Annotated in this window: 22 protein-coding genes; 5 read left to right on the plus strand and 17 right to left on the minus strand. The window is 59.7% G+C overall.

The window, feature by feature from the left end; all coding sequences use genetic code 11:
• Positions 1-437: 437 nt before the first annotated feature.
• The gene (locus D3791_RS05770) at positions 438-1,064 is read right to left on the minus strand and encodes a hypothetical protein (protein WP_172511558.1); all 627 of its coding nucleotides are present in this window, start codon (positions 1,062-1,064) and stop codon (positions 438-440) included.
• A gap of 424 nt (positions 1,065-1,488) precedes the next feature.
• Between D3791_RS05770 and D3791_RS05775 the strand changes: the two genes are divergently transcribed.
• Positions 1,489-3,555, plus strand: coding sequence for a S9 family peptidase (locus D3791_RS05775; RefSeq protein ID WP_172511559.1), 2,067 nt, complete (start codon positions 1,489-1,491; stop codon positions 3,553-3,555).
• A gap of 27 nt (positions 3,556-3,582) precedes the next feature.
• Here the strand turns inward: D3791_RS05775 and D3791_RS05780 are convergent, their stop codons facing one another.
• From D3791_RS05780 to D3791_RS05815, 8 genes are all read right to left on the minus strand, one after another.
• Positions 3,583-6,159 carry a hypothetical protein gene (locus D3791_RS05780; protein ID WP_172511560.1) on the minus strand — a complete coding sequence of 859 codons (2,577 nt, stop codon included), beginning with the start codon at positions 6,157-6,159 and terminating at the stop codon, positions 3,583-3,585.
• Entirely contained in the window at positions 6,159-7,661 is a 1,503-nt protein-coding gene (locus tag D3791_RS05785) for a hypothetical protein (protein ID WP_172511561.1), read from the minus strand. The genes D3791_RS05780 and D3791_RS05785 overlap by 1 nt, the downstream gene beginning before the upstream one ends.
• 57 nt (positions 7,662-7,718) lie before the next feature.
• Positions 7,719-8,615, minus strand: a complete 897-nt coding sequence (locus D3791_RS05790) for a sigma factor-like helix-turn-helix DNA-binding protein (protein WP_172511562.1) — start codon at positions 8,613-8,615, stop codon at positions 7,719-7,721.
• A gap of 29 nt (positions 8,616-8,644) precedes the next feature.
• Positions 8,645-9,079, minus strand: a complete 435-nt coding sequence (locus D3791_RS05795; protein ID WP_246242355.1) for a carboxymuconolactone decarboxylase family protein — start codon at positions 9,077-9,079, stop codon at positions 8,645-8,647.
• A gap of 142 nt (positions 9,080-9,221) precedes the next feature.
• Positions 9,222-10,637 (minus strand): dihydrolipoamide acetyltransferase family protein, encoded by a 1,416-nt coding sequence (locus tag D3791_RS05800; RefSeq protein ID WP_172511564.1) that lies wholly within the window; start codon positions 10,635-10,637, stop codon positions 9,222-9,224.
• 21 nt (positions 10,638-10,658) lie between these two features.
• The gene (locus D3791_RS05805; protein ID WP_172511565.1) at positions 10,659-11,636 is read right to left on the minus strand and encodes an alpha-ketoacid dehydrogenase subunit beta; all 978 of its coding nucleotides are present in this window, start codon (positions 11,634-11,636) and stop codon (positions 10,659-10,661) included.
• The gene (pdhA, locus tag D3791_RS05810) at positions 11,637-12,779 is read right to left on the minus strand and encodes a pyruvate dehydrogenase (acetyl-transferring) E1 component subunit alpha (protein ID WP_022876207.1); all 1,143 of its coding nucleotides are present in this window, start codon (positions 12,777-12,779) and stop codon (positions 11,637-11,639) included.
• 121 nt (positions 12,780-12,900) lie between these two features.
• Complete coding sequence (locus D3791_RS05815) at positions 12,901-14,016, minus strand: histidinol-phosphate transaminase (RefSeq protein WP_052165285.1); 1,116 nt, start codon at positions 14,014-14,016, stop codon at positions 12,901-12,903.
• 81 nt (positions 14,017-14,097) lie between these two features.
• Here D3791_RS05815 and D3791_RS05820 point away from each other — a divergent pair, with 81 nt between their 5' ends.
• Positions 14,098-14,484 (plus strand): phage holin family protein, encoded by a 387-nt coding sequence (locus tag D3791_RS05820; protein ID WP_022876209.1) that lies wholly within the window; start codon positions 14,098-14,100, stop codon positions 14,482-14,484.
• Between the two features lie 73 nt (positions 14,485-14,557).
• On the opposite strand, the gene D3791_RS05825 is transcribed toward D3791_RS05820, so the two are convergent.
• Both D3791_RS05825 and D3791_RS05830 read right to left on the minus strand, forming a co-directional pair.
• Positions 14,558-15,913: a hypothetical protein gene (locus D3791_RS05825; RefSeq protein ID WP_172511566.1), complete on the minus strand. Its 1,356-nt coding sequence runs from the start codon at positions 15,911-15,913 to the stop codon at positions 14,558-14,560.
• A 2-nt stretch (positions 15,914-15,915) separates the two neighbouring features.
• Positions 15,916-16,188 carry a hypothetical protein gene (locus tag D3791_RS05830; protein WP_152485554.1) on the minus strand — a complete coding sequence of 91 codons (273 nt, stop codon included), beginning with the start codon at positions 16,186-16,188 and terminating at the stop codon, positions 15,916-15,918.
• Between the two features lie 139 nt (positions 16,189-16,327).
• On the opposite strand from D3791_RS05830, the gene purB reads away from it, so the two are divergent.
• Positions 16,328-17,737 carry an adenylosuccinate lyase gene (gene purB / locus D3791_RS05835; RefSeq protein WP_022876212.1) on the plus strand — a complete coding sequence of 470 codons (1,410 nt, stop codon included), beginning with the start codon at positions 16,328-16,330 and terminating at the stop codon, positions 17,735-17,737.
• Between the two features lie 185 nt (positions 17,738-17,922).
• Here purB and D3791_RS05840 read toward each other — a convergent pair whose 3' ends face one another.
• From D3791_RS05840 to D3791_RS16730, 3 genes are read right to left on the minus strand one after another with little or no spacing between them, the layout of a single operon-like run.
• Entirely contained in the window at positions 17,923-18,165 is a 243-nt protein-coding gene (locus D3791_RS05840; RefSeq protein ID WP_022876213.1) for a hypothetical protein, read from the minus strand.
• A 52-nt stretch (positions 18,166-18,217) separates the two neighbouring features.
• Entirely contained in the window at positions 18,218-18,544 is a 327-nt protein-coding gene (locus tag D3791_RS05845) for a hypothetical protein (RefSeq protein ID WP_172511567.1), read from the minus strand.
• On the minus strand, positions 18,544-18,939 hold the full coding sequence (locus D3791_RS16730; RefSeq protein WP_246242358.1) for a hypothetical protein: 396 nt from the start codon (positions 18,937-18,939) through the stop codon (positions 18,544-18,546). The genes D3791_RS05845 and D3791_RS16730 overlap by 1 nt, the downstream gene beginning before the upstream one ends.
• Before the next feature lie 36 nt (positions 18,940-18,975).
• Between D3791_RS16730 and D3791_RS05850 the strand changes: the two genes are divergently transcribed.
• Entirely contained in the window at positions 18,976-20,331 is a 1,356-nt protein-coding gene (locus D3791_RS05850) for an FtsK/SpoIIIE domain-containing protein (RefSeq protein WP_022876216.1), read from the plus strand.
• A gap of 57 nt (positions 20,332-20,388) precedes the next feature.
• Here the strand turns inward: D3791_RS05850 and D3791_RS05855 are convergent, their stop codons facing one another.
• Positions 20,389-21,081, minus strand: a complete 693-nt coding sequence (locus D3791_RS05855; protein ID WP_172511568.1) for a hypothetical protein — start codon at positions 21,079-21,081, stop codon at positions 20,389-20,391.
• Between the two features lie 71 nt (positions 21,082-21,152).
• Positions 21,153-22,601, minus strand: a complete 1,449-nt coding sequence (locus D3791_RS05860) for an amino acid permease (protein ID WP_172511569.1) — start codon at positions 22,599-22,601, stop codon at positions 21,153-21,155.
• Positions 22,602-22,730: 129 nt separating this feature from the next.
• Here D3791_RS05860 and mmuM point away from each other — a divergent pair, with 129 nt between their 5' ends.
• Entirely contained in the window at positions 22,731-23,687 is a 957-nt protein-coding gene (gene mmuM, locus D3791_RS05865) for a homocysteine S-methyltransferase (protein ID WP_246242362.1), read from the plus strand.
• Here the strand turns inward: mmuM and xdhC are convergent, their stop codons facing one another.
• Positions 23,688-24,524 (minus strand): xanthine dehydrogenase accessory protein XdhC, encoded by an 837-nt coding sequence (gene xdhC, locus D3791_RS05870; protein ID WP_172511571.1) that lies wholly within the window; start codon positions 24,522-24,524, stop codon positions 23,688-23,690.
• Between the last annotated feature and the right edge of the window lies 1 nt (position 24,525).

Genomic DNA, 24,525 nt, shown 5'->3' on the forward strand with positions numbered 1-24,525 from the left:
CGCGACGCATAACCCCGACTTACTGGTGCAATCGGCACAAGATGATGTTGCGCTTTGCGAAGCTATTCGAAGCGCCGCTGGTCCTCAGAGCGTTCATCGCAAGTCCAGATTTTCTTGGAACCGCTGGTCTACCAGAAGCTAGTTCGCTCCACCTGTCTGGCAAGGTCACTTGGCAGGGAAAAATTCGCTGGCTACCTATCGAAGAAGGCTGGTGTTACTTCGTCGAAAACTTCGCCATCCTTCTTCAACAGAACCTATTGCGTGGTCCTACTCCTGGCGCTGTGAATCGCGGTCCAGATGAGACGTTTCTCGAGCTGAAAAACCCACCAAAAATTGTCGAACCAAAAAGACAACGAACGTCACGATAGCAATAGCGATTATTGCAACGACAATCTGCCACGGTTGCATTTCAAATACTCTCTTTCAATATGCTTCGATCATGAACCGAACGATGAGGTGGAGCCACCACCAGTATTGACGTTTAGGATCACTCCTACATCGCGACTAGTTGGTATTCCTGCAATTTTCACGGTTTGTCGGGCCTTCAACTGAGCTTTGGCCGTCTGACTTGAGTATGCAGAGCGCTTGATGTAGCTCAACGAGCCTTTTCCCATCCCGATTCCGCCTGTTTTGGGGTTGCTAATACTTTTGATGTAATGACCGTTGCTCAGACTATAACGGAAGCTGGCCGTAAAACCTGCTGACCAAGTTACTGCTTGGTGCCACACCTGGCAACTGCTTTTATGCGTCATACCTACTTCGTACTTGGTTGTGCATCCCTTGACGCAAGCAGGCAATGCTAGCGGGAAACCACCCATTGAAGCAGCGGCAGAATTGTCAGGAAATACGGTTTCACTGATCGCCGAACCATCCTCCCAAGATTTGGTAACGGTTTGCGAACCATCAGGATTTAGTGCCTTGGTGACATTCACAGGCGATTTCATCGTCTCAGAATCCAATTTCCTTCCTGATGAAATTTTTTCGAGAAGAGCACTTTGTTTAGCAACAGGGATATTCAGCTTTTCGAATGATTTCTCGATATATTCTAGGTCGTCCGCGCCCAAGAGCGATTCCGCATCAGAGTTCCTTGTCTGCGATGACTGGACTGTTGAGGTGGCTGCCTAGGCCGGTGACATGCTGACAGCGAGACCCGCTGTTAATGCGCAACGAGCAACGGCAACTGACACTTTTTTGACTGAAATTCTCACTTATCCTCGAACTAGATTTTCTGGATACTGTAAAAATTACCGGCGGACAGCCTGGTTCCATCTGTACAAAAGTACAGAAGCCGAGAAGTTCTTAACTGTAGGTTCCTGGCCACAGGTTCTGGACAGAAATCGGGAGGTCAAGATCATTTACTCAACAACATCGGGGCAAGGCGTGGGTTACGTGAATCGTCCAGAAATCCTTCGCCTCAATCGGCTGGCACATTATCGGTTTAGCGTAACTTTGCCCCGACAGTAGTTTAGGGCTCTTATCAGTGGCAAGATGAGTGAGGTGGAACACTCTAAGCATTCATTTCATAATTTAGACAGCTACATCGGACTAGCCCGCGTCGGCGGATTGACGCTCTCCCCCGACGGAACACAATTGGTCACCACCATGAGCACTCTGTCCGAGGATGAAACTAGCTACGACAGTGCACTGTGGTCTATCGACCCCAAAGGCCAGTTGCCAGCGCGCCGGCTCACCTTCGGCGAACACGGCGAATCCCAACCTCAGTTCACCGCTAACGGCGACCTACTATTCGTGGCCAAACGTTCCAGCAAGGACGACGCCAAACCTGAAGGATGGCTACTACCAGCGGCAGGTGGTGAAGCCCGTCCGGTCATTTCTCACCCGGCCGGCGTGCAATCACTAAGCGTCTGCAGTAAGTCACCGCAAACCATCGTGTTAAAAAGCAGCGGCCACAGCCGCGCCAAAGACCTTGAAGCCGAAGAAAAACTGCGCACGGACCGCAAAGACAAAAAGGTCTCCGCCATTTTGCACACCGGATACCCGGTGCGTTACTGGGACCATGATCTGGGTCCAGCAACTGCCCACTTCTATTCGGGCAACCTTCCTGAAGTCCAAGATTCTAAGCGCGCAGAACTCACCGATCTGACACCAGGCATCGGTGCCAACCTGCAAGAAACAGCCTTCGATGTTGCCTCGAACGGTGATTTTTTGATCACCGAATGGCAAGTTCCTGAAGGTCGAGCTTCCAGTGCCCCGGGTCTGATGCGTATCGATCTACATACCGGCGCACAAGAAATGTTGTTGAGCCCGGATGACACCTACGAATACACCATTGGCAAGATCAGCCCAGACTCCAAGGAGCTGGCCTACGCACGCTGGCACCGTTCCACTGCGCAGACCGCCCCGGTCTTCGAACTGTGGCTGATGCATTTGGCCGATGGTTCAACCCACCAGATCGCCGATGGCTGGGACCGCTGGGTCAACGACATCCAGTGGGTGCCCAATGGGCGTTCGCTGCTGCTCACCGCGGATGACAACGGGCACAGCCCGATCTTCCACCTGAGCCTGTACAACGACAAGATCACCCGGCTCACCGATGACGGCAGCTTCACCGACGTCACCATCAGCAGCGATTCACGCACCGCCTACGCGCTGCGTTCCAGCTACCTCTACCCGGCAGAGCCGGTGGCCGTGGACCTGACCCACGTCCACGAGCTCGAAGCCGGCGACTTCGCCGAAGCCACGCTACTGAACTCCCCCGCCGAGCGCCCCGCGCTTCCCGGCACCCTGACCGAGGTCAGCACCACGGCCGAGGATGGTTCCACCGTCCGCGCCTGGCTGGCCCTGCCGGAGACGGCCTCGGCACAGAACAAGGCGCCACTGCTGCTCTGGATCCACGGCGGTCCGCTGGGTTCGTGGAATGCTTGGAGCTGGCGTTGGAGCCCCTGGCTGCTGGTGGCCCAAGGCTACGCGGTATTGCTGCCGGACCCCGCCCTGTCCACCGGCTACGGCCAGGACTTCATCCAGCGCGGCTGGGGTCGCTGGGGCCAGGAGCCCTTCACGGATCTCATGGCCATCACCGATGCGACCGAAGCCCGCGAGGATATCGACGAAACGCGCACCTCCGCAATGGGCGGATCCTTCGGCGGCTACATGGCCAACTGGGTGGCCGGGCATACCGACCGCTTCAAGGCCATCGTCACCCACGCCAGCCTGTGGGCCTTGGAAGGCTTCGGCAAGACCACCGATGCGGCCTTCTACTGGACCCGCGAGATGAGCCCGGAAATGCGCGAGCAGAATTCTCCGCATCATTCGATCGGCAATATCGTCACCCCGATGCTGGTCATCCACGGCGACAAGGACTACCGGGTGCCCATCGGCGAGGGCTTGCGCCTGTGGTACGAGCTGCTGGCCGATTCGGGTTTGCCGCAGAAGGAAGACGGAAGCACCGAGCACCAGTTCCTGTACTTCCCGGACGAGAACCACTGGATCCTCAGCCCGCAGCACGCGAAGATCTGGTACGAAGTGGTTACCGAGTTCCTCTCCCAGAAGGTCTTGGGCAACGCCCCTGGCGAGCTGCCTGAACTCTTGGGCTAAGGCATGCCGGTTTTGCCGGGGCGGGCGCTATGCTTGCCCCGGCAAAACCACCTTCTGCGGCTCATCGCCGCCGGCACCTCGGCTAGCCAGCACCAGATCGCGGGCGCGCTTGGCCACGTCGGCATCACGCTCATCAAGCAGTGCCACCAGGCGCTGCAGGTGCTCGGCCCGTGTCCCGAAGCTGGAGCCAAGACGTTCGGACAGGCTCATGGTGGACAGCTCTTCTGCCTCGCGCCAGGCCATCATCAATGCGCGTTCGAATAGCCGCTGCCCAGCCTCATCCGCCCGGCCGGACTCTGAGGAACCCAATACGGCCACCGCATTGATCTGCGAATCCTCCAGCCCCAAAGCCAGCTGCTCCAAACGCCTGCGGGTCTGCTCCAACGCTCGTGAACCGCGCGAGAACCGGTTGATCCGCGACGTCGCACCCAGCAGGTAGGCAACCAGTTGGATCAGGTTGAGCACGGTGAAGAAGAACATGAACGCGAGGATCCAGAACAGCAAGGCCGCGTTGTAGTCAGGCTCTTCGTATCCTGCCTGCTTGAGCACCGTCGCGAAGTCCTCCGCGGCGTGGGCCACTTCCATGGACGGGTATTGGGATTCATGGATGCTCCCATACTCCCACCCGATCGTGGATCCCCACGAGGCGGTCCCGCTGATCACTGCACCTGAGATCAGGCCGGGCATGATGCCCTTGCCTTCATCGGTGATCAGCAAGGGAATAATGGTCAGGTCTTCAGGCAATTCCTGATCGACCGGATCCATGCGGTCCTTGTACTCGTGCTTGATCCGCCAGATCGCCTGCTGCACGCTGCGCGGTGTTGACTCACGGTATTCAGAGCCTTCCCTGGCATGCAATTCCAAATAGGATTCAGCATCACGCACCGCCACCAAGAGGTGCTGTTCTACCTCGAAGTCCTCTTCCATGTACTTGCGGATCTCGGATTCATCAACCAGGCCGTTCTTGTCATCGATTTCCAGCACCATGCCCTGGCCCGAGCCCTCATAGGTGGCCCGAGGTTTTTTGGTGACGTTGTACACGATGATTCCCGCGGCAATCAGGCTTGCGCACAACAGCACCGCAAGCAGTCCGATGACCTTGGCACGGCCGAGTTTGCCCGGTTCATCCTTGCCGCCAAGGCGCACCGCAGAAAATTTTTCCAGCAACGCTGCTTGCCACGAGGTGCGCTTGGTTTCGGTCTTCCGGCCGTGGTCGGTGCTCAGCGTATCGCCGAGAATTGATCGAGCCACGCTATTGGCCACATGCAATTGATGCAAGGCGCCTTGCTGCGAGACCGGCGCCAGACCCAGGGTGGAGCGCAACTGGTTATGCTCCGCGGGCACTTCGGGGATGGGCGGGCGCTTCCCATGCGGATAACGGCGCAGTTTGCGGATGAGGCGCCCGGCAATCTGCGACAATTCTTCTTCGGCGCTCGCCCAGGCTTGCACCGCGTTGTTCTGTTTCGCGTCGCCTTGTGCTGCATCCAGCAAGGTTCCCAGAGCTTCGCGAAGCGCCGCCAGGTCGGCGCCGGCCACCATTTTTCCGGGGGCGTTTTCCAGGCGGATCAGCAGTTCTGTGGCGGCATCGTTGATCGGGCTGCTGAGCTGATCGAAGGTGGACCCGGTGCCGGCCAGGCGCGCATGGACCGATCCGGCACCCATGAGGCTGTCGGCCAGGGTGGTGAGCTTGCGGGTGGTGGCTTCAAATCCGACGAGCTGTTCGCCGGTCTTCTTGGCCAGGCATTGTTCGCCATCGAAGATCGCTGCAACCAGCGGATCTTCATTGCGAGCCGCATTCAGGGACAGCTTCTGCAGCTGGTTCCAGGCTTTGGTGAACCCTTGCGGACGCTTCGACTCATCGGTAGCGACATAGGTGGCTTCCAGGGCTTCCAAGTCCAGTACCACGCGGGCCAGCTTGCGTTGGGCTACGGCCAGCCGACGGTGCCGGGACTCCCACCGCGAACGGAAACGCAACGCCGGAACGAGGAACGCGGCCGTGAGCATTGCGCTCAGACCCACCACCGAGAACCAGAACATGACCGAACTTGTCGGGGATTGATCCAGCACCACCGAAGCGGTATGCGCCGCAGCTACCACGGCTTTGACGCCGTGGCCTACGGAGACGTTCTTGGTGAAGGCATTCTCGATGTCGTAGCGGGCGTCGGTCCGCTCTTCCTTGCTGCCCGTGAGATTCTCGGCCAGCGCCACCCCGCTGAAACGCTCATCAACATCCGAGTTCTTGGGATCCAGGTCCTCCAGCTTGGACGAGATGATGATCTGGCCATCAGGCACTTGGCCACGGAGAGTTTCATCGCCGGTCAGCCAGCGGTCCGCCAGGATCACGGTCAGCGGTTGCGAGGAACGCACCGGGTGCTCGGCCAGTTCAGCGTTGACCCGCTCCTGGCTGATATTAAAATCTTGCTTTCCCTGGACCTGCACGGTGACTTCATACGGCAGCGGGACACTGGCCGCGTGGAGTGCGAACGCCGCACGGACACCGAGCATGGCAGTGACCAGCGCAAGGAAGAGCGCAACAAATGCCGTCCAATGATAAGGCCGGCGCAAGCGGCGCCCCATGGAATCGTGCATCAACCGGGCGGCCATTATTTCTGCCCGCCAACGGGTGCAAATACGCGGAGCACCGAAATCGGGTCATTGGGTTTGGCTCCCTCACGCGGCAAGAAGGCGAACAGTTGCTCCTCAAGCTTCGCATCGACTTTAATCTGGGCCGCCTCGGCTTGGGACAGCGCCAGGTCAATCAGGGAATCCAGCTCATCACGGAGCACCCACAAGTCTTCCAGCAGCTGCGCTGCCGCCTGAAGCCCTGGCTTGGCCTTGGCCCGTTCATGCATCTGGTCAAGGGCATCGGTGTGGGTGACGATCGCGGTGCGAATCTGCGGCACCACCTGCAGCCCGGCAGCCCCGTCGTGGTCGATCAGTTGAACCAGCAGCTGCAGTCCCCCGCGATGCTGTTCGATGATCTGGTTCCACGACTTCACCGAATTGCCGGCGGTGCCGGTGAGGCTGCGGGCCAGCTCCACCGCGCGGCGCAGCAGGCCCAGGTGCTCGGCTTGCCCTTCGAGCTGCCGGGCCTGCTTTTCGGAGATGTTCCCTTCGACAATGGCGTCTTGCACGTCAGCGCCCACGGCCCCGTTCTCGGCGAGGGCGAGCTCGCGCTGCACTTGGATCTCTTTGAGCGTCCGGGTACTGCGGTTCGAAGCCTGCGTATCTACGGCGGTCGTCGGAGTACGCCGCAGCGCATTCAGATCCTTCTGGATCGAAGCTTCCCAGCCTTCAGCTTGCTTGAGGCGCTTCTTGGCTGCGGCCTGCACGTCCTTGCGGCGTTTCTGGCGCAGTCCGACAAAGACGAGAACCGCGACAATCAGCAAGAGCACGCCGAAAACAATGCCCATGGCGATTTTCTTGTCCAGCGGAGCCCGGAGATTCTCGGTGGTGGAGATGGCGACTGCGCTGATTCCAGCGGTGTAGTCGCCAGCTTCGAAATGCTTGGTGCCGGCATCTAGGATCTTGTCTTTGCTTCCGGTTTCGGTTTCCCTCACATTGCGCCCGGGATCAACGAAGACTTCGACCTGGCCGTCGGGTGATTCGGGGAGCATCACGCCTACAGCAATCCAGCCCTCCCCCACGTAGCCTTTGGTTTTGCCGTTCTCCAGCCAGTCATCGCTCAAGGCATCGCTGTCGCCGAACATCAGCATGCCTCGCACCAGTTGGCTGGCGCCTTTGAGATTATTGGGTTTTTTATCTACGCCCAACAAGATTTTGGCGTTCTGACCGTCGACTGCTTCACGGACCGCATCCATGATTTTCTGCGAATCAACGTCATCGATCGCGGTATCGGTGACGGCAAGATACATCTTGCCTTCTTGGGAAGTCACCGACGGAATGAGGATGGTGTCATCATCCTCTGATTCGCTGTTTGGCGAGGCGGAGGGGTACACGGGTTCCGAAGATTCCGCGGTGGTACTCGCTGTTGCACCCTGTGCGGGAATGCTGGGCGCGCTCAGGCCTAGAATGCTTGCCAGAGCCACCGTGCAGGCAACTAAAACTGTTCGACGCAGTGACTTTTCTAGGCTGGTGCGAGTCATGAAAACTACTGTATCAACAGGGCGTTGACTAACTATTGCAGCATGTCGTCGCCGCAACTACGTCGCGAGCGCATCCCAGTTCGCACCGACGAGACCTAATTTGTCGGGGTTCGAGACCTGCAGTATCTGCTGAACCGACCCGGAAACCACGTCGATGACCAGCACGTCTTCCCGGCCTTCAATGGCAAACCGCAAGGCCGGTTCGCCATTGACCCTGCCGGTGGATATCTGGCGTCCCGGGTTCTTCCGCTCTATCCCGATCATGAAACGAGCAATCCGCTGTGCTCCAACAACCGGGTTGCGCGCTGCCCGGACTTTTCCTCCGCCGTCGGAGTACAGCACTGCGTCATGGGCCAGAAGCTTGATTACCCCCTCGGTGTCAGCACGATGGATGGCCTGGACAATCTCGGTCAGGACCGACGAGACACTGGAGACATCGTGTTGCGCAGTCCTGGCTTGCTCCAGCTTCTTGGCCGCCCGGCTCAGCATCTGACGTACGGCCGCCGGCGAGCTTTCAAGCACTGGCGCGATGTCGGCGGCTGAATACCCCAAAGCATGGTGGAGCACATAGGCGGCCCTGGCCTGCGGGGAAAGTTCCTCGAGCAGCAGCAGGATCCCGAGCCGCAGCATCGAATCATTGATCGCGGCCTCTTCGGGCAGCATCTGCTGGTCGATAGGCTCCGGAAGCCAGGAGCCGACATAGTCCGTGCGCTGGTGCTGGGCCGAGCGCAAGACGTCGATGGATCGGCGGGTGGTCAACGTCGTGAGGAATGCCGGCCAGTTCTGCACCGAAGCCGCCTGGCCAGGCTCAAGCTTGAAGACCTGTTCGCCCACTGCGGCAACCACGTCTTCAGCCTGAGCCCAGACACCGAGCATGTTGTAGACCAGCACCGTGAACCGGGGCTTGGACTCGTGCCAATGCTCCAGCGCGGCGGTCGCTTCGGGTTGTTCCACGCGCCCGATCGTATCAGCAGCTTTGGGCATTAACCGCGTACGGGTGGTTCGAGCTGGGTGGTGATTGCGATGCGATTCCAGACATTGATCGTGGCAATAGCCAGGATCAGATTCCCAACTTCTTCGTCGCTGAATTCTTCGGCGGCGTCATTCCAGACTTCGTCACTGACTCCGCGCGAGGAATCCAGACGCGTGACCTCATCGGTCAGGCGCAGGGCCGCGCGTTCTGCATCGCTGAACAGCGGCGAATCGTTGTATGCAGCCACTGCGAAGAGCTTCGCTGCCGGGATGCCCATGGCCATCGCGTCATGCGAATGCATGTCCGTGCAGAATGAGCATCCGTTGAGGATCGAAGCGCGCAGCTTGACCAGTTCGTAGAGTTCCTTCGGCACCGACGAGCTGGCATAGGATTCCAATCCCAAGACAGCTGCGTAGCCCTTCTTATGGGTTTTGCTCAAGTTCATGCGCATGGCGCTGCTCCCCTTCAATCGATGTCGGAGGCATTGTTTGTGCCTTCACTACATACGTCGAAACAGGGAGCTTAACTGTGACACCCCCGAGGAAGAACTTTTCAAAGTCCTCCTCGGGGGTGCCAACCAGGTCATGCTAGTCCAGCAACATGGCGGGTTCCTGCAGGATGGAAGCCACATCAGCCATGAAGCGAGCCGAGAGGTCACCGTCAACAACGCGGTGGTCGAAGGACCCGCCCAGAGTGGTGATCCAGCGTGGAACGACTTCGCCGTCGACAACCCATGGCTTCTGGCGGATGGTGCCGAAGGCAACGATCGCGACTTCACCCGGGTTGATGATCGGGGTACCGGTATCAATGCCCAGCGCACCGATATTGGTGATGCTCAGCGAGCCATCACGCATGTCCTCTGGACGGGTCTTGCCGGCACGAGCGGTGGTGGCCAGCTCGTTCAGGGCAATAGCCAGTTCCTTCATGTTCAGGTTCTGGGCATCCTTGATATTCGGTACCAGCAGGCCACGCGGGGTGGCTGCGGCGATGCCCAGGTTCATGAAGCGCTTCTGGTGGATTTCCGCTCCGTTTTCGGTTTCCACCCAGCTGGCATTGACCGAAGGGTTGCGGGCCGCAGCCCAGATGACGGCGCGGGCCAGCACCAGCAGCGGGGAGACCTTGATGCCTTCGAAGTCGCGGGACTTCTTCAGCCGCTGCACGTACTCCATGGTGCGGCTGGCATCCACGTCAACGAAGATCGAGACATGCGGCGCGGTGAAGGCCGAGTCCACCATGGCCTTGGCGGTTGCCTTGCGTACGCCGCGCACCGGGGTGCGTTCCACACGGGCATCTGCCAGCTGGCCGTGGGCCCAGTAGGTTGGCGCTGCGGCGTGCTCGGCTTCGCGCTGTGCCTGGTAGCTGTTCACGTCTTCGCGCGTGATTTCGCCCTGGGTTCCGGTGCCGACAACATCGTTGATATCGATGCCCAGTTCCTTGGCCAGGCGGCGTACCGGCGGTTTGGCCAATACCCGGTCTACGAAGCTGGCCACGGCAGGCTTGCGGCGATCGACTTCTTCGCGCACGACGCTGCCCAGCGACTGGGCGCGACGCGAAATGGTGTCAGCCAGTGCCGCGCCGGAGTTCCGCACTGCCGCAGTGCGGGCGCCGGTGGCCGATGGGGCTGGGCGGCTGGTGCGCTGGCGGCGTACCGAGGAGTCAGCGGTTGGGCCGGAGCCGACCAGCGGGCCGGGTTCTTCCGAGGCCTGCGGGGCCGCGGTATTCAGTGCTTCCACCGGTTCTGGTACGCCTGTTGGAGGTGCGGCGTTGCCGTCTTGGTCAATGCTGATCAGCGGGTGGTCCACCAATACGGTGTCGCCTTCGGCGGCGTGCAGTTCGGTGACAACGCCGGCGAATGGGCAGGGCAGTTCAACAAGCGACTTCGCGGTTTCGATCTCGACGAAGATCTGGTTGACCTCGACGGTGTCGCCCACCTGGACTTTCCACGAGGCGATATCTGCTTCGGTCAGGCCTTCGCCCACATCGGGGAGGTTAAAAACAGTCATTTCTACTCCTTGGGTTCCGCTTTAGTAAGCGAATGACCGGTCGAGGGCTTCAAGCAACTTGTCGATATCCGGCAGGTACTGGGACTCCACCTTGGATACCGGATATGGCATGTGGAATCCGCCGACGCGCAGCACCGGTGCTTCCAGGGAAAGGAAAGCGCGCTCGGTGATTCGGGCCGCGATCTCGCCGCCGATGCCGCCGAAGGTCGGTGCCTCGTGGGTGACGATCAGCCGTCCGGTCTTCTGCACCGACTCGGTGATGGTGTCGAAGTCGATCGGGGAAATCGAACGCAGGTCGATCACCTCGATGCTCCGCCCGTCTTCCAGCGCGGCATCAGCGGTAGCCAGTGCGATCGGAACCAGCGGGCCGTAGGCGACGATGGTTGCGTCGGTGCCGGGACGGACCACCTGGGCTTTGAAGGCGTCCAAAGCCGGGGTTTCGGTGTCGACTTCGCCTTTGAGCCAGTAGCGGCGCTTCGGCTCGAAAACGATGACCGGATCCTGGCAGTCGGCGGCCTGCTGGATCATCCAGTAGGCGTCGTGCGCGTTGGATGGGGTGATGATGCGCAGTCCTGCGGTGTGGGCAAACAGCGCTTCGGGTGACTCCGAGTGGTGCTCGATGGAGCCGATGCCGCCGCCATATGGAATGCGGATAACCACTGGAGCGGTCAGGCGTCCTTCGGAGCGGGCATGCATTTTGGCCAGCTGCGTGGTGATCTGGTTGAAGGCGGGGAAAACGAAACCGTCAAACTGGATCTCGACGATCGGGCTGAAGCCGCGCAGAGCCATTCCGACGGCGGTGCCGACGATGCCGGCTTCACCCAATGGCGAGTCGATTACCCGGTGGGAACCGTACTTGTCGATCAGTCCATCGGTGACGCGGTAGACGCCGCCGAGGCGTCCGATGTCCTCGCCCATGAGCAACGATTTGTCGTTGGTATCAAGAATCTTGTCCAGGCCCGAGGTGATGGCCTTGGCCAGGGTCATTGTTGTGGTCATTTACTGCTCTCCCTCGGCCGCGTCAGCGAATCCAGCTTCGTATTCCATGTGCCAGGCAAGTTCTTCCTGGATCAGCGGATGTGCTTCTGCGTAGACCTGTTCAAAGGACTTGGCCAATGGCGGAACAGGGAAGGCCATTGCGTCTTCGCGCACCTTGGCCGCCATGGCATCGGCGTCTGCGGCTAGCTGCTCGAAGAATGCGTCATCGACGAGGTTGTTTTCGCGGAGGTAGGTTTCAAGGCGAACCAGTGGGTCCTTGGGAGCCCACTGCTTTTCCTCTTCGCTCATGCGGTACTTGGTGGGATCGTCGGCGGTGGTGTGCGCGCCGAGTCGGTATGTCACAGCTTCGATGAAGACCGGACCTTTGCCGCTGCGTGCATGCTCAAGGGCCCAGCGGGTCACTGCAAGAACAGCCAAGACGTCATTGCCATCGACGCGGATGCCCGGCATGCCGTAGCCGGCAGCGCGGTTGACCAACGGAACCTTGGACTGCACTTCGAACGGCACGGAGATGGCGTACTGGTTGTTCTGGCAGAAGTACACCACTGGAGCGTTGAACGAGTTGGCGAAGACCATCGACTCGTGGGTCTCGCCCTCAGTGGATGAGCCATCCCCGAAGTACGCCACCACCGCGTTGCCTTCGGCAGCGCGGCGTTCTTCATCCCAGCCGTGCTGTTCCATGTTCAAGGCCATGGCGTAGCCGGCCGCATGAGGCATCTGCGCCGCGAGGACCATGGTGTACATGTGGAAGTTGTTTTCCCTCGGATCCCAACCGCCACCGGAGATTCCGCGGAAGAGTCGCAGCATTTCCGAGAAGGAAACATTGCGGGTCAGGGCCACGCCGTGTTCGCGGTAGGTAGGGAAGATATAGTCGTTCGGCCGGGTAGCGCGGCCTGAACCGATCTGGGCTGCTTCTTGTCCGCGCAGTGGGACCCAGAGGGCCAGCTGGCCCTGACGCTGCAGTGCCGTGGCTTCCTGGTCGAAACGGCGGGTCATTGCCATATCGCGGTAGAAACCACGCAGCATTTGATCATCAACGTCACCCAGATACGCATCATACGTTTCGTGGGAGTGACGCTGGCCGTCCGGGGTCAAGATCTGAATCAGATCCGACTCCGTCGCCTGAGTCGCAGCACGCGTCATATATCTTCCTTTGATCATGAATATGCCCCACACGGAATACATTCCGCATGGGACATATACGGCTTGTCTAACTCCTAAGCCTATAGCCATTGACCGCTAAAACGCGAGACAACAGCACCAATCAGCTATGCGCCAAATACAGTGATTCCTTGCACAGTTCAATGAATCGATCATTAGCTTCCACTTCGCCGATCGATACCCGCACGCCTTCATTGGCGAAACCACGCACCGAAAGCGCGACAGCATTTGCCCGCTCCACGAACTCCGAAGTCTTTTCACCCAAGGGCAACCAGACGAAGTTCGCTTGGGTCGAAGGGATCTTCCAGCCCTGATCCTTCAACGCCACCACCACGCGCTCGCGTTCCTGAACCAACGAGTCGACGCGTTCAAGCACACGGTCAATTTGCGACAACGAAGCGACAGCGGCATCTTCAGCAACGCTTGATACCGCAAACGGCGTAGCCATCACGCGGATGTTATTGGTGATATCCGGGTGGGCGACAGAATAGCCAACCCGCAAATTCGCCAGGCCATGAGCCTTCGAGAAAGTACGCAGCAGGACAACGTTCTCGTGTTCGTTGTAGGTATGGAGCCCATCTACCGACTTCTCATCGCGAACGAACTCGATGTAGGCCTCGTCCAGAACCACCAGGACGTTCTTGGGAACTCGGGCCAAGAAGTCATCGACTTCGGCCTGGGTCAGGATTGGCCCCGTCGGATTATTAGGCGTGCACAGCAAGATCACCGACGTGTTCTCATTGACGGCAGCGATCATGGCTTCAAGATCGTGACGTCCGTCTTCCAGCAACGGAATCTCCACCGGAAGCGCACCTGCGGTCTGAACGAGAATCGGGTAAGCCTCGAAGGATCGCCAAGCGTAAATTACCTCGTCCTGGATTCCATCTTCGTTCTGTCCCGCGAAGGTGCTCAGAATTTGAGTCAGCGCACCGAGGGATCCGGCACCGGTGACGATATCTTCAGCTGGCACATCCAGGTACTCAGACAGCGCTTCACGCAGCTTGGTCGACAGTGGATCTGGATAGCGGTTCAAGCTGCTTTGCTCGATCACGGCTTGGTGCACAGTATCCAATGGGCCGAATGGAATCTCGTTCGATGACAGTTTGTAGGCAGTGATGCCTTCTACAGGTGCTGGCGGCTTGCCTGCAGCGTATTTTGGGAGACGTGCAACGACGGGGCGTGGCTGCACCTGGTCTTGGGTCACCGGATTTTCAGTCATAGCTAAAGCCTATCCCTCATTTAAGGGCTGATTACATCCGTTCCACATACCCAGCCCAGCTTTTTATGACAGAGTTAAAGCATGAGCTTCCTCATTCGAGTCATCATTAATGCTTTGGCCCTCGCGGCCGCCGTTTGGATTGTCCCCGGCTTGCAGATTCACGCTGTCGGCGACGGAGCAGCAAGTACCGCAATCGCCTACCTCGTTGTCGCCGTCATCTTCGGCTTGGTTAACGCCCTGGTACGTCCTATCGTCAAGTTCTTCTCCTTGCCGATCACCTGCCTGACGTTGGGCTTGTTCACTATCGTGATCAATGCGCTGATGCTGTTGCTCACTTCGTGGCTGACCAGCTTCACACCCATCGAGCTCTACATTGAGTCCTTCTGGTGGGACGCCATTGCCGGAACGATCATCATTGCGATCGTCTCCGCTGTCCTAGGACTGTTCGTCAAGAGCGACAGAGACTGACTCCGGCTCTGCGTTCATAGCGTATAAAAGTGGTTTCCCGGCGGAAACCACTTTTTTACTGCCTCCACCCGCATCAGTGGGGAAGGCTCATATTCTTGAGCCTCTGTTCGTTTTCTCTGCGTTGTTTCTCTGTCATCCTGCGAGGCACGCGCTCAATCTTGAACTTCCGAATTTTCATCGGAGTTTTCGGCAAGTGGAAGTGCCTGAGGTGCTCGCGGATTTCAGGTTTCGGTTTCTCACCCAACTCGCGCAAGTGATCCCCATAGTTCTTGAGCTGGTGCGGCGCTCCGAACAAGGAATGCTCATCAAGCAGTGGTTTGATCTTCTCGCGTGGCCCGTCAAAGATTGTCGTGTAATGGTTCCGGCCCCGATTCTTGTTCGGCGTTCCATCGGTTCCCGGGACCATATCCTTGTCATCTTCAACTGACAGGCTGCGCACGCGATCTGGGATTTCGATTCCGCCGATGGGTGAGCCCAGAGTGATCATCTTGTTCATCGTGTACTTGCGATTCAAGAACTTGTTCTTGATCAGCTGCGCCACATGAATCCCGCCTTGAGAGTATCCGGACAAGATGATCTCGTCTCCCTCCTTGGCACCGCTGGCTTCAATGGCATCAGCGATGGCATCCACATAGTTCTCTGATTCAAGCCCTAGGCCATCAACAATTCCCCAATCATCCCAAGGATTTTTACCTCCATTCCTTTCTTGCGTACCGGGGAGAATCACCGCATAAGTATTCTCATCGATTTCTACCACCATGAACTTTCCGTTACCCTCAGGTCCCTGGTCCTCGAGCATGCTGTGGAGTTCGTAGAAGCTTTCCGGTCCACCATTCACCTGGACTTCTTGCGGTGGGTCCTGCTGGGTAATGACAATTTCGGCATCACGACGTGAATCAAAGTGTCGCATCAGCTCGGTCAACTCCTTGGTTTGGATTTCAACCTGATCACCGAAGCTCTTGTCCCGGTCCAACATGAAATCCGGGCGCAGCAGCATCAACATGCGCAGGATTGTCTCCATGTGTCCAGTGGGTGGACGCATGTTGTTGTTCTTGATGTTTTGAATGACGTCGCCAAGCTTCTGCATGAAACTCTCGGACAGAATTTGGTGCTCCACCCGGTTCTCGGTGGCTTCGTAATTTCGGCCGGCCTGCCCAATGGCGGAACTCAATCGTCTGCTCTCAGAACCCGACGACTCGGCGTGGAACACCGATGCACGCAGCCGCCAAATAAGAGTGTCCAGGCTGGGGCTACGCGCAGCCACGCAAGCACCGATAGCCGCTGCAGCAATGTCATCTTGGCATCGGACCGCGGTACGCTGAACAGCGACCACCCGGTCTCGAACTTCGGCAAGTTCTTGCGAGACCCTCAGGCAGATCCCATACGCTTGCGCGTAATCAGCTTCGTTGTAATTGACGTCATACCCCATGATCAGAACGCCATCTTCTGCTTCACGATCTGCGACTCCAGTTCCTGGATCTCACGAATGGCAGCACTGAGATAAGCCTCGGATTCCGACAGCTCCTGGTTCAGCCGTTCCAACCAGGAGCTCAGCTCCAACACCCGTTCGTAGAAAGCACGTCCAGCAGCAGATTTCCAAGTCAACGGACCAATAGAATCAAGCTGAGTAATAGCGAAACGCGTGGTTTTCTGGGCGTCATCCAGCTGAAAAGCCATCGAGTCCAACGTTGCTGAGAACATCATTTTCCTGCTCCTCATCATTCGAATTCTGTTCCTCATCATGTGCGTGTGCTCGATGCGCCTGTGCAGGAATGTTGCTCGATGTGGAAACCTGCATGAAGTAAAAGATGTGATGGCGCGCCAGTGATGGAAGAATATGAGTATGGCTGAGATTGCGCGCACTTCCCTTGCTAATGAACCACTGGCTTTGACTGCCCTCGACGGACGCTACCGCAGCGCCGTGGCACCGCTGGTTGACTACCTTTCCGAAGCGGCTCTAAACCGCGATCGCGTTCACGTTGAAGTTGAATGGCTGATCCACTTGACCGACAACTCCGTTCTTCCAGGCACTGCCCCGCTGACTGATGATCAGAAGGCTGCCCTGCGAAAGATCGTCACCGACTTCAACGCAGATTCCGTGAAGGAACTGGCAGAGATTGAAGCAGTGACCGTTCACGACGTGAAGGCTGTCGAGTACTACATCGCCAACCGCCTCGAAGCTATCGGCATTGGCAACCTCAAGCCGCTGGTCCACTTCGGCTGCACCTCCGAAGACATCAACAACCTCTCCTACGCCCTGGGCGTTCAGGGCGGCGTGAACAATGTCTGGCTGCCAGCAGCTCGCGATCTTGTCGCACAGCTGGCCAAGATGGCTGAAGACTCCCGCGAAGTTCCAATGCTCTCGCGCACCCACGGCCAGCCAGCCACCCCAACCACCCTGGGCAAGGAACTGGCCGTCTTGGCATGGCGCCTGACCCGCCAGCTGGACCGCATCGAAAAGACCGAGTACCTCGGCAAGATCAACGGCGCCACCGGCACCTACGCTGCCCACTACGCTTCGGTGCCAAGCGCCGACTGGCAGCAGGTTTCCAAGAGCTTCGTTGAGCACCTGGGCCTGACCTGGAACCCGCTGACCACCCAGATCGAGTCCCACGACTGGCAGGCAGAGGTCTACTCAGACATCGCCCGCTTCAACAGCATCCTGCACAACCTGTGCACCGATGTCTGGAGCTACATCTCCATCGGCTACTTCGTGCAGATCCCTGTCGCTGGTGCCACCGGCTCGTCGACCATGCCGCACAAGGTGAACCCAATTCGCTTCGAAAATGCCGAAGCCAACTTGGAAATCTCCAATGGCCTGCTCAACACCCTGGGTTCAACCCTGGTGACCAGCCGCTGGCAGCGCGACCTGACCGACTCCTCCTCGCAGCGCAACATCGGCACCGCCATCGGCCACTCGGTTCTGGCGATCTCCAATGTTGCCAAGGGTCTGGACCGTCTGGACGTTGCCGAAGCTGTATTGGCTGACGACCTGGACCACAACTGGGAAGTTCTTGCCGAGGCCATCCAGATGGTCATGCGCGCTGAAGCTATCGCCGGAGTTGAAGGCATGGACAACCCATACGAGCGCCTGAAGGACCTGACCCGCGGACACCGCGTGGATGCAACGCGCCTGAAGGAATTCGTTGGCGAGCTCGGCTTGTCGGCAGAGGCCGAGCAGCGTCTGCAGTCACTGACCCCGGGCACCTACAACGGCATCGCTTCGCAGCTGGTTGACCACCTGAAGAAGTAGGGAGCTAACCGGCAGCAAGCAAGAAGCCCAGTTCATAATGAACTGGGCTTCTTGCTTTAATATTCAAAACTAGACTTTCAGCAGATCCTATAGGCGATCTTGCATTGCTGTTCGCACTGCCTTTTCACGTCTTGGCGTTCCGCAGAATTTGCCTTGAATCTGCTCTATCGTGCCGTATCAATCGGCTATGTTTGTTTCCACTTTTTCTCGTGATTGACCACGACCTTGCGCCGACTAAATTGATCTAAAACAGCTTGATAGTTTTTTGCGTAGTCCCTGGCCGGATAACGCAAGAGACTGACCTTGAACTGTGATTCACCAGTTCCGATGTCCGCCGACGTCGAATTGCTCGCGTTGCCAACTTTGACAAGCAACGCACGATGAAGCTCCGATTTGTCCCAAAGCAACTGGATCTTCGCTTCATTCACATATTCAATACTGGTAACTTCCTTGATCGTTGCCCAAGGCAGTAGCCGTCCGTCACGAATAGTCAGTCAGTCCGTCCTGATCAACGACCAAGTCCGTTGCCGCTGATCCTGACCGAGCAAATCCTATGAGCGCGCTTACCAGACCGACTACGCCAAAGATCAAGGCGAGGACGCCGAGTACAAGCGGGATCAACTGCACAGTTAGTTGAGCTCTACGAACAGAGTAGTCCGGCAGGCCATTGGTGATTAGAAACGTTCCCACGCCCGCTAAGATCACCCCTCCGCCAAGCAGGAAAAGACTTCTGCGAATTCTCGGACGATGATGTCCTGATTCGGAGATGAATCGAATAGCGTTTGAATCGGAATTGTTTTTAGCCATCAGTCATTCTCTCGATCGTCGTCATCTACAAACGATACAGACGCAAAAAAATCCACCATGGGCTCCCTCATGAAACCGAGAACGGCAAGGTCCGCGTCGAGGACCTGCGCTTTGGCGGTACCCGGGTCTGGGAGCAGCCCGAAGCCGAGGGCGCCGCTCTGGAGGAGAACTCCGGTCCCAACGACCAGAAGCGCCTGGTCACCAGCTTCATTTCCGCCTCCCATGCCGCCGGGATTCCAGCTCCGCGCCGTCCCTGGCTTGATGATCTTTCGGCCACCATCGACCTGCGCGACCTGGCCCCGGACAGCGACAGCAAGATCCCGCTGGCCCTGGCTGACATCCCCGAGCACCAGGCGCAGCAGACCGCCTGGTTCGAGCCGGATTCCGATGGACATCTGCTGATCTACGGCACCTCGGGCGCAGGCAAGTCGGTGGCGCTGCGCAGCATTGCCATGGCAGCCGGAGCAAATCCGGGCGCCGGCGCAGCGGCCGTTTATGCGCTGGAGTTCGGTGCCAGCTCATTGCGCTCCCTTGAAGCATTGCCGCATATCGGCGCGGTGATCGGCGGCGATGACACCGAGCGCATCCAGCGGCTCTTCCGCACCTTGGCTGAACACCTCGATGACCGTTCCGACCGCTACGCAGCGGTGAATGCCGCGTCACTGAGCGAGTACAGGCAGGTCACCGGGAATCTGGATGAACCGCGCATTATCGTGCTGATCGACGGCTTCGGCCAGTTCCGCAGCGACTGGGAACTGGGCCATGGCCGCGGGGAGTTCTACCAGATCTTCATGCGGATCGTCGGCGAGGGCCGCCCCTTGGGCGTGCACGTAGTTGCTACTGCCGACCGGTTCGGTGCCGTGCCCACCGCGATCAGCGCAAATATCACCCAGCGGGTGGTCTTGCGCATGGCTGACGAGCAGGCCTACAACGTCCTGGGCGTGGCCCGCGATGTGCTCAGCGAACGCAGCGCCCCGGGACGTGCGATCATCAAGGGCCACGAAGCCCAGATCGCGGTGCTCGGCGGTACCGCCAACGTGGCCGAGCAGACTGCCCTGGCCACGAGCTGGGCTGAAGAGCTGCGGGCATCCGGCGCTCCTCAGGCCGCCTCTATCAGATCGCTGCCGCAGGTTCTGGATGAGGCTGAACTGCCCGATGCCTTCAACGGCCAGCCGGTCATCGGCCTATCCGATGCCACCCTGGGACCATGCGGTTTCGAGCCGGTGGGCACTTTCGTAGTGGCTGGTCCCCCGCAAAGCGGCAAGACCACGGCGCTGCGTTCCATGGTCAATTCGCTGCATCGCGCCAACCCAGCAACCCAGTTCTTCCACATCGGCGGCCGCCGAGCCGAACTGCGCGGCTGGCGGACCTGGAGCGGCATTGCCAATGGCCCGACCGAGGCCCGCCAGTTCGCCAAGGACATGCTGGATCTGGTCGCCGACGATTCCATGCCCGGCAAGATGGTCTTCGTCATCGAGAACTTCGCCGAGTTCGCCGACTCCGATGCGGAACGACCGCTGAAGGAACTGCTCAAGGCCATCAACCGATCCGACCATTTCCTGATCGCCGATGGGGATATCAACTCCCTGTCCTCCAGCTTCGGCCTGCTCGGCGAGCTGAAGGCCAGCCGCCATGGCCTGGCGCTGAAGCCCGACGCCTACGACGGGGACTCGCTGTTCAAGGTGCCGTTCCCCCGGGTCAAGCGCCATGAGTTCCCTCCGGGACGCGGTTTCATGGTCCAGAACGGCCAGCGGGCCCTGGTCCACCTGCCGCTGGTGGAGCAGTAGCACAACAGAAATGCCGCTAGCAGGTTGATCACCTGCTAGCGGCATTCGGGTTTCACGCTAGAATTCGAAGTCGCCGAAATCCCCGCCGGCTCCGCCAAGGAAATCGCCGAAGAGCCCGTCGCCGGCCGCGGAGATCTGGTCCCCGGCACCGGAGACGGTATCGCCCAGGCCCTCGGCCATGGACCCGAATTCCTCGCCGATCCCGGCGAAGCCCTCCAGCAAAGGGCCGGCGATCGCGGTGCCGATGAACGCGCCAGCCACGCCGCCGAGCAAGCCTACGCCCAGCCCGCCGGCACCGGCGGCCAGGCCGCCTGCCATGCGCGAGCGTCCGGAGCCTGAACCCAGGATCTTTTCCATGAATCCGGGACGGGAAACCTCGGCACGCGTTGCGGCCCGCGCCAAATCCTGGGGCTGATCGCTGGCCGGGCGTTCTGCTGCCGGCAACTGCTCGGAGAGCTCAGCCTGCAACAGCGCGCGCTGCTGCGGGGTCAAACGGGCAAAGGCCTCGGCGTGGGCGCGTTCCATGTCCTGGGGCGGTGCGGTGCGCAGCATGTACTTGTACTTCTCGATCGCCGCCTGGTCCTCGCGCGAGACGCCGGATGCCGGACGCTGGTTGTTGTAGTTCGGACGCTGCTGCTGCGAATAGCTGGGAGTTGTACCGCGCGATTTCTGCGAACTGCGCTCGTTGAGCTGCTCGCGCACGTACTCGCCGGCCATCTGCTTGCCCTTGCGGATCAATTTGTTGAACATGGACACGACTATCACTCCTGGTTGAAGGGGTTAACGGCACGCTCTGCGAGCGCATCTACCCTCTTTAACTCCTAGGCCGCGCGATCAGTTCCCGAGCTTGCTGCCTCACGCTGTGGGCTGAAAACCCCAGCGCCGTGGCGCCACCGGTAATAGCCCAAGCAGGCCAGGGTGAAGGGGACGCCGTAATACAAGGCCGGGCGCTGCACCGGATCAAATCCCACGCCAATCAGCGAGGCAGCCAGCAGCACCAAGGCGATGATCGGCAGAACCGGGAACAATGGCGCCTTGTAAGGCAGGGAGTCGGTGGATCCGTGCACGGCGACATAGTGGCGGCGGAAGGACAGATGCGATGCGCAAATCACGATCCACACGGCCACCACCGCGAACCCTGCGATGGACACCAGCGCGAGGAACAAGGATTCCGCGGCGATGAAGCTGGAGAACAGGGATACCAGCCCGCCAAGCATGGACAGGCTCAGTGCCAGCATCGGGATGCCGCGGCTATTGGTCTTGGACAGCGCCTTGGGTGCCTGTCCTGCCGCGCCCATGGAATGCAGCATGCGGGCGCAGGAGTACAGCCCGGAGTTGCCGGCCGAGAGCAGGGCCGTGATGATCACGAAGTTCATGATGTCGGCGCCCGCTGGCAGGCCGGCGGCATCCAGGACGGTCACGAACGGGCTCTCATTGGCGCCCGCTTCAGAGAAGGGAATGATCGCCGCAATCACCACGATGGCGCCGATGAAGAATACTGTCAGGCGCACTACGGCGGTGCGGATGGCCCGCGGGATGCTCAGCTGCGGATTCTTCGCCTCGCCGGCGGCAACACCGATCAGCTCGGTGCCGCTGAAGGCGTAGAACACCGACAGGATGGTCACCAGCACGCCGGTGATCCCGGTCGGGAACAAGCCATCCTCGGTCTGGAAGTTCGAGAAGCCGATGGCCCCGGCCTCGCTGGCCGGGTTGATGCCGATGATCGTGGCGACGCCGACGACGATGACCAGCAGCACCGCGGCCACCTTGATCAGTGCGAACCAGAATTCGGTTTCGCCGAAGACCCGCGAGGAAATCGCGTTGAGGGCGAAGAGCAGCGCGGCGAAGATCAGCGAGAAGACCCATACCGATACCGAGGGGAACCAGCGCTGCATCAGCAATCCGGCCGCGGTGAACTCGCTGGCCAGGGCTACTGCCCAGCACAGCCAGTACAGCCATGCCGTGGCGAATCCCCAGGCCGGGCCCAAATCGCGGGTGGCGTGGGCGTGGAAGCCGCCGGCCACCGGATGTTTTGCAGAAAGCTCGCCCAGCCCGCTCATCACCATGTAGGCCACCAGGGCGCCCACCGCGTAGGCCAGCACGGCTCCCAGCGGCCCGGCCTGGGAAATGGTGTAGCCGGAGGAGACGAACAGTCCCGATCCGATCACCCCGCCTAGGGCGATCATGACCAGGTGTCGCGAGGTCATGGTTCTGCGCAGCCCGGACTCGGTTTCTGTGCTCTCGCGGGTGCTTGTGGTGCTCTCAGCCATGGGGCTCCTTCTAAAATGAATGCGCTCAAGAATATCGAGATTCCTGCAACCGATAGGGCGGGCCCGTCATGTGCAGTCACATCGCGTCAAGATCGGTCATCTCGGCCCTCTGCGTGTACCCTCGATGACGTGCTTACCGCAAAACACCCCAGCAATTTCCGTGACGCTCTGAACGCCGAAGGAACCGGCCCGATCATCCTCGACGGGGGCCTTGGCACCCATCTAGCCGATCGCGGCAATGACGTCACCGGGGAACTGTGGTCTGCACAGATCCTGATGGATCGCCCCGATGAGGTCCGCGCGGCGCACCAGGACTTTTTTGCCGCCGGCGCCCAGGTCGCCACCACCTGCTCCTACCAGATCAGCCGTGACGGCTTGGAACAGGCAGGCTCCGCCGGCCAGTTCGAAACCATGCTGCGCACCAGCGTTGCGCTGGCGAAGGAAGCCGCCACCGATAATGCCCAGGATTCCGCGCGTTGGGTCGCCGCGTCGGTAGGGCCCTACGGCGCAGGTCCGGGTGCTGGCACCGAATACGACGGCGCCTACGATCTGGACGCTGCCGAACTGGCGCAATGGCACCGCGAACGCCTGGCCATTCTGGCGGGCACCGGAGCCGATGTCATCATCTTCGAGACCGTGCCAAGCATGGCCGAGGTCGAAGCGCTGACCTTGCTGGCCAAGGACCTTGAGCTGCCGGCCATTCTCAGCGTGAATGTCCGCGCCGATGAGCGCGGGCAGATCGTCTTGGGTGATGGCACGGATCTGCGGGTTGCCGCGAAGCTTGTTGCCGAATCCGGTGTCTGGGCCGGTGTGGGCGTGAACTGCTGCCCAGTACCGCAAGCAGTCGCCGCTCTGCGCATCCTTGGCGAAGAAACCGGCCTGCCGTTATCCGCCTACCCGAACAGCGGCGAAACCTGGGACCACGAGGCCCGCGTCTGGGTTCCCGGTACCGAGGGCAACGACCTGCCTTCGGCGGTTCCTGAACTCATCGCTGCCGGTGCACGACTGATCGGCGGCTGCTGCCAGGTCAGCCCCGAGCAGATCACCCGGGTGCGCGAGGCTGCCCGGGCGGTTGCCGGTAACTAGCTAGGCCCGTAGCTCTAAAACATTCGGCGAGCGCTTGGCCGCAGGCGGCTCCGCCAGCAGGCCCATGAGCTGGGCTGCCACGCTGATGGCGATCACCGCCGGCTGCTTGCCGGACACCTGGGGAATCCCGATGGGGCACTGGATCCGTGAGATCTGCTGTTCGGTGTGTCCGCTGTTGGTCAGGTTCTTGCGGAAACGAACCCACTTGGCCTTGGATCCGATCAACCCGATGGATCCCAGCGAAGGATGGCGCAAGGCGGCATCACTGAGGTGGAAGTCCTCGGCATGATCATGGGTCATGATCAACACATGGCTGCCTTCGGGAAGCGTGCTGAGCACCTGCTCCCCCATGACTGCAACCTGGGCTTGGATCGAAGCAACGCTGGGCTGCAACAATCTCGCGGCGTCGACCGTATCGGGTCGCGAGTCCGTGAGATACAGGTCGATAGGGTGGCGGGAGAGGATGCGAGCCAGCTCCATTCCCACATGTCCCAACCCAAAAATTGCCACCGTTTTTGGCACCGGCAACGGTTCGAGCAAGAGCTTCACCTCCCCGCCGCAGCACTGACGGCCATAGGTAGCCGGGGCCTTGTCGTTCAACCTCAGTTCCATGGTTTCCGGGCTTGTTGTCCCCTGGCTGATCAGCTCGCGGGCCCGGGTGATAGCCACCATTTCCAGGTTTCCGCCACCGACCGACCCGAAGGTTTCATCTGCGGCGATGACCATTTTGGCTCCGGCTTCACGTGGAGCATGTCCGCGCACCGCGGTGACGGTCAGCAGTACCGCTGCGCGCCGCTGAGCGCGCAGGGTGCTGACCGCATCAATCCACGATTCCATG

Origin of the sequence: Glutamicibacter mishrai, assembly GCF_012221945.1 — a bacterium.
Classification (GTDB): domain Bacteria; phylum Actinomycetota; class Actinomycetes; order Actinomycetales; family Micrococcaceae; genus Glutamicibacter; species Glutamicibacter mishrai.

Bases quoted from the DNA above. Each gene is read 5' to 3' on its own strand.
- D3791_RS05815 (WP_052165285.1), bottom strand. From the start codon at position 14,016: ATGACTGAAAATCCGGTGACCCAAGACCAGGTGCAGCCACGCCCCGTC.
- D3791_RS05825 (WP_172511566.1), bottom strand. From the start codon at position 15,913: ATGGGGTATGACGTCAATTACAACGAAGCTGATTACGCGCAAGCGTAT.
- D3791_RS05775 (WP_172511559.1), top strand. From the start codon at position 1,489: ATGAGTGAGGTGGAACACTCTAAGCATTCATTTCATAATTTAGACAGC.
- D3791_RS05845 (WP_172511567.1), bottom strand. From the start codon at position 18,544: ATGGCTAAAAACAATTCCGATTCAAACGCTATTCGATTCATCTCCGAA.
- D3791_RS05855 (WP_172511568.1), bottom strand. From the start codon at position 21,081: ATGTTCAACAAATTGATCCGCAAGGGCAAGCAGATGGCCGGCGAGTAC.
- D3791_RS05800 (WP_172511564.1), bottom strand. From the start codon at position 10,637: ATGACTGTTTTTAACCTCCCCGATGTGGGCGAAGGCCTGACCGAAGCA.
- pdhA (WP_022876207.1), bottom strand. From the start codon at position 12,779: ATGACGCGTGCTGCGACTCAGGCGACGGAGTCGGATCTGATTCAGATC.
- D3791_RS05830 (WP_152485554.1), bottom strand. From the start codon at position 16,188: ATGATGTTCTCAGCAACGTTGGACTCGATGGCTTTTCAGCTGGATGAC.
- D3791_RS05820 (WP_022876209.1), top strand. From the start codon at position 14,098: ATGAGCTTCCTCATTCGAGTCATCATTAATGCTTTGGCCCTCGCGGCC.
- D3791_RS05780 (WP_172511560.1), bottom strand. From the start codon at position 6,159: ATGGCCGCCCGGTTGATGCACGATTCCATGGGGCGCCGCTTGCGCCGG.
- purB (WP_022876212.1), top strand. From the start codon at position 16,328: ATGGCTGAGATTGCGCGCACTTCCCTTGCTAATGAACCACTGGCTTTG.
- D3791_RS05805 (WP_172511565.1), bottom strand. From the start codon at position 11,636: ATGACCACAACAATGACCCTGGCCAAGGCCATCACCTCGGGCCTGGAC.
- D3791_RS05785 (WP_172511561.1), bottom strand. From the start codon at position 7,661: ATGACTCGCACCAGCCTAGAAAAGTCACTGCGTCGAACAGTTTTAGTT.
- xdhC (WP_172511571.1), bottom strand. From the start codon at position 24,524: ATGGAATCGTGGATTGATGCGGTCAGCACCCTGCGCGCTCAGCGGCGC.
- D3791_RS05860 (WP_172511569.1), bottom strand. From the start codon at position 22,601: ATGGCTGAGAGCACCACAAGCACCCGCGAGAGCACAGAAACCGAGTCC.
- D3791_RS16730 (WP_246242358.1), bottom strand. From the start codon at position 18,939: ATGTCCATCGGAATCCGGCTCGAACCAGGCGGTCTGCTGCGCCTGGTG.
- D3791_RS05795 (WP_246242355.1), bottom strand. From the start codon at position 9,079: ATGAACTTGAGCAAAACCCATAAGAAGGGCTACGCAGCTGTCTTGGGA.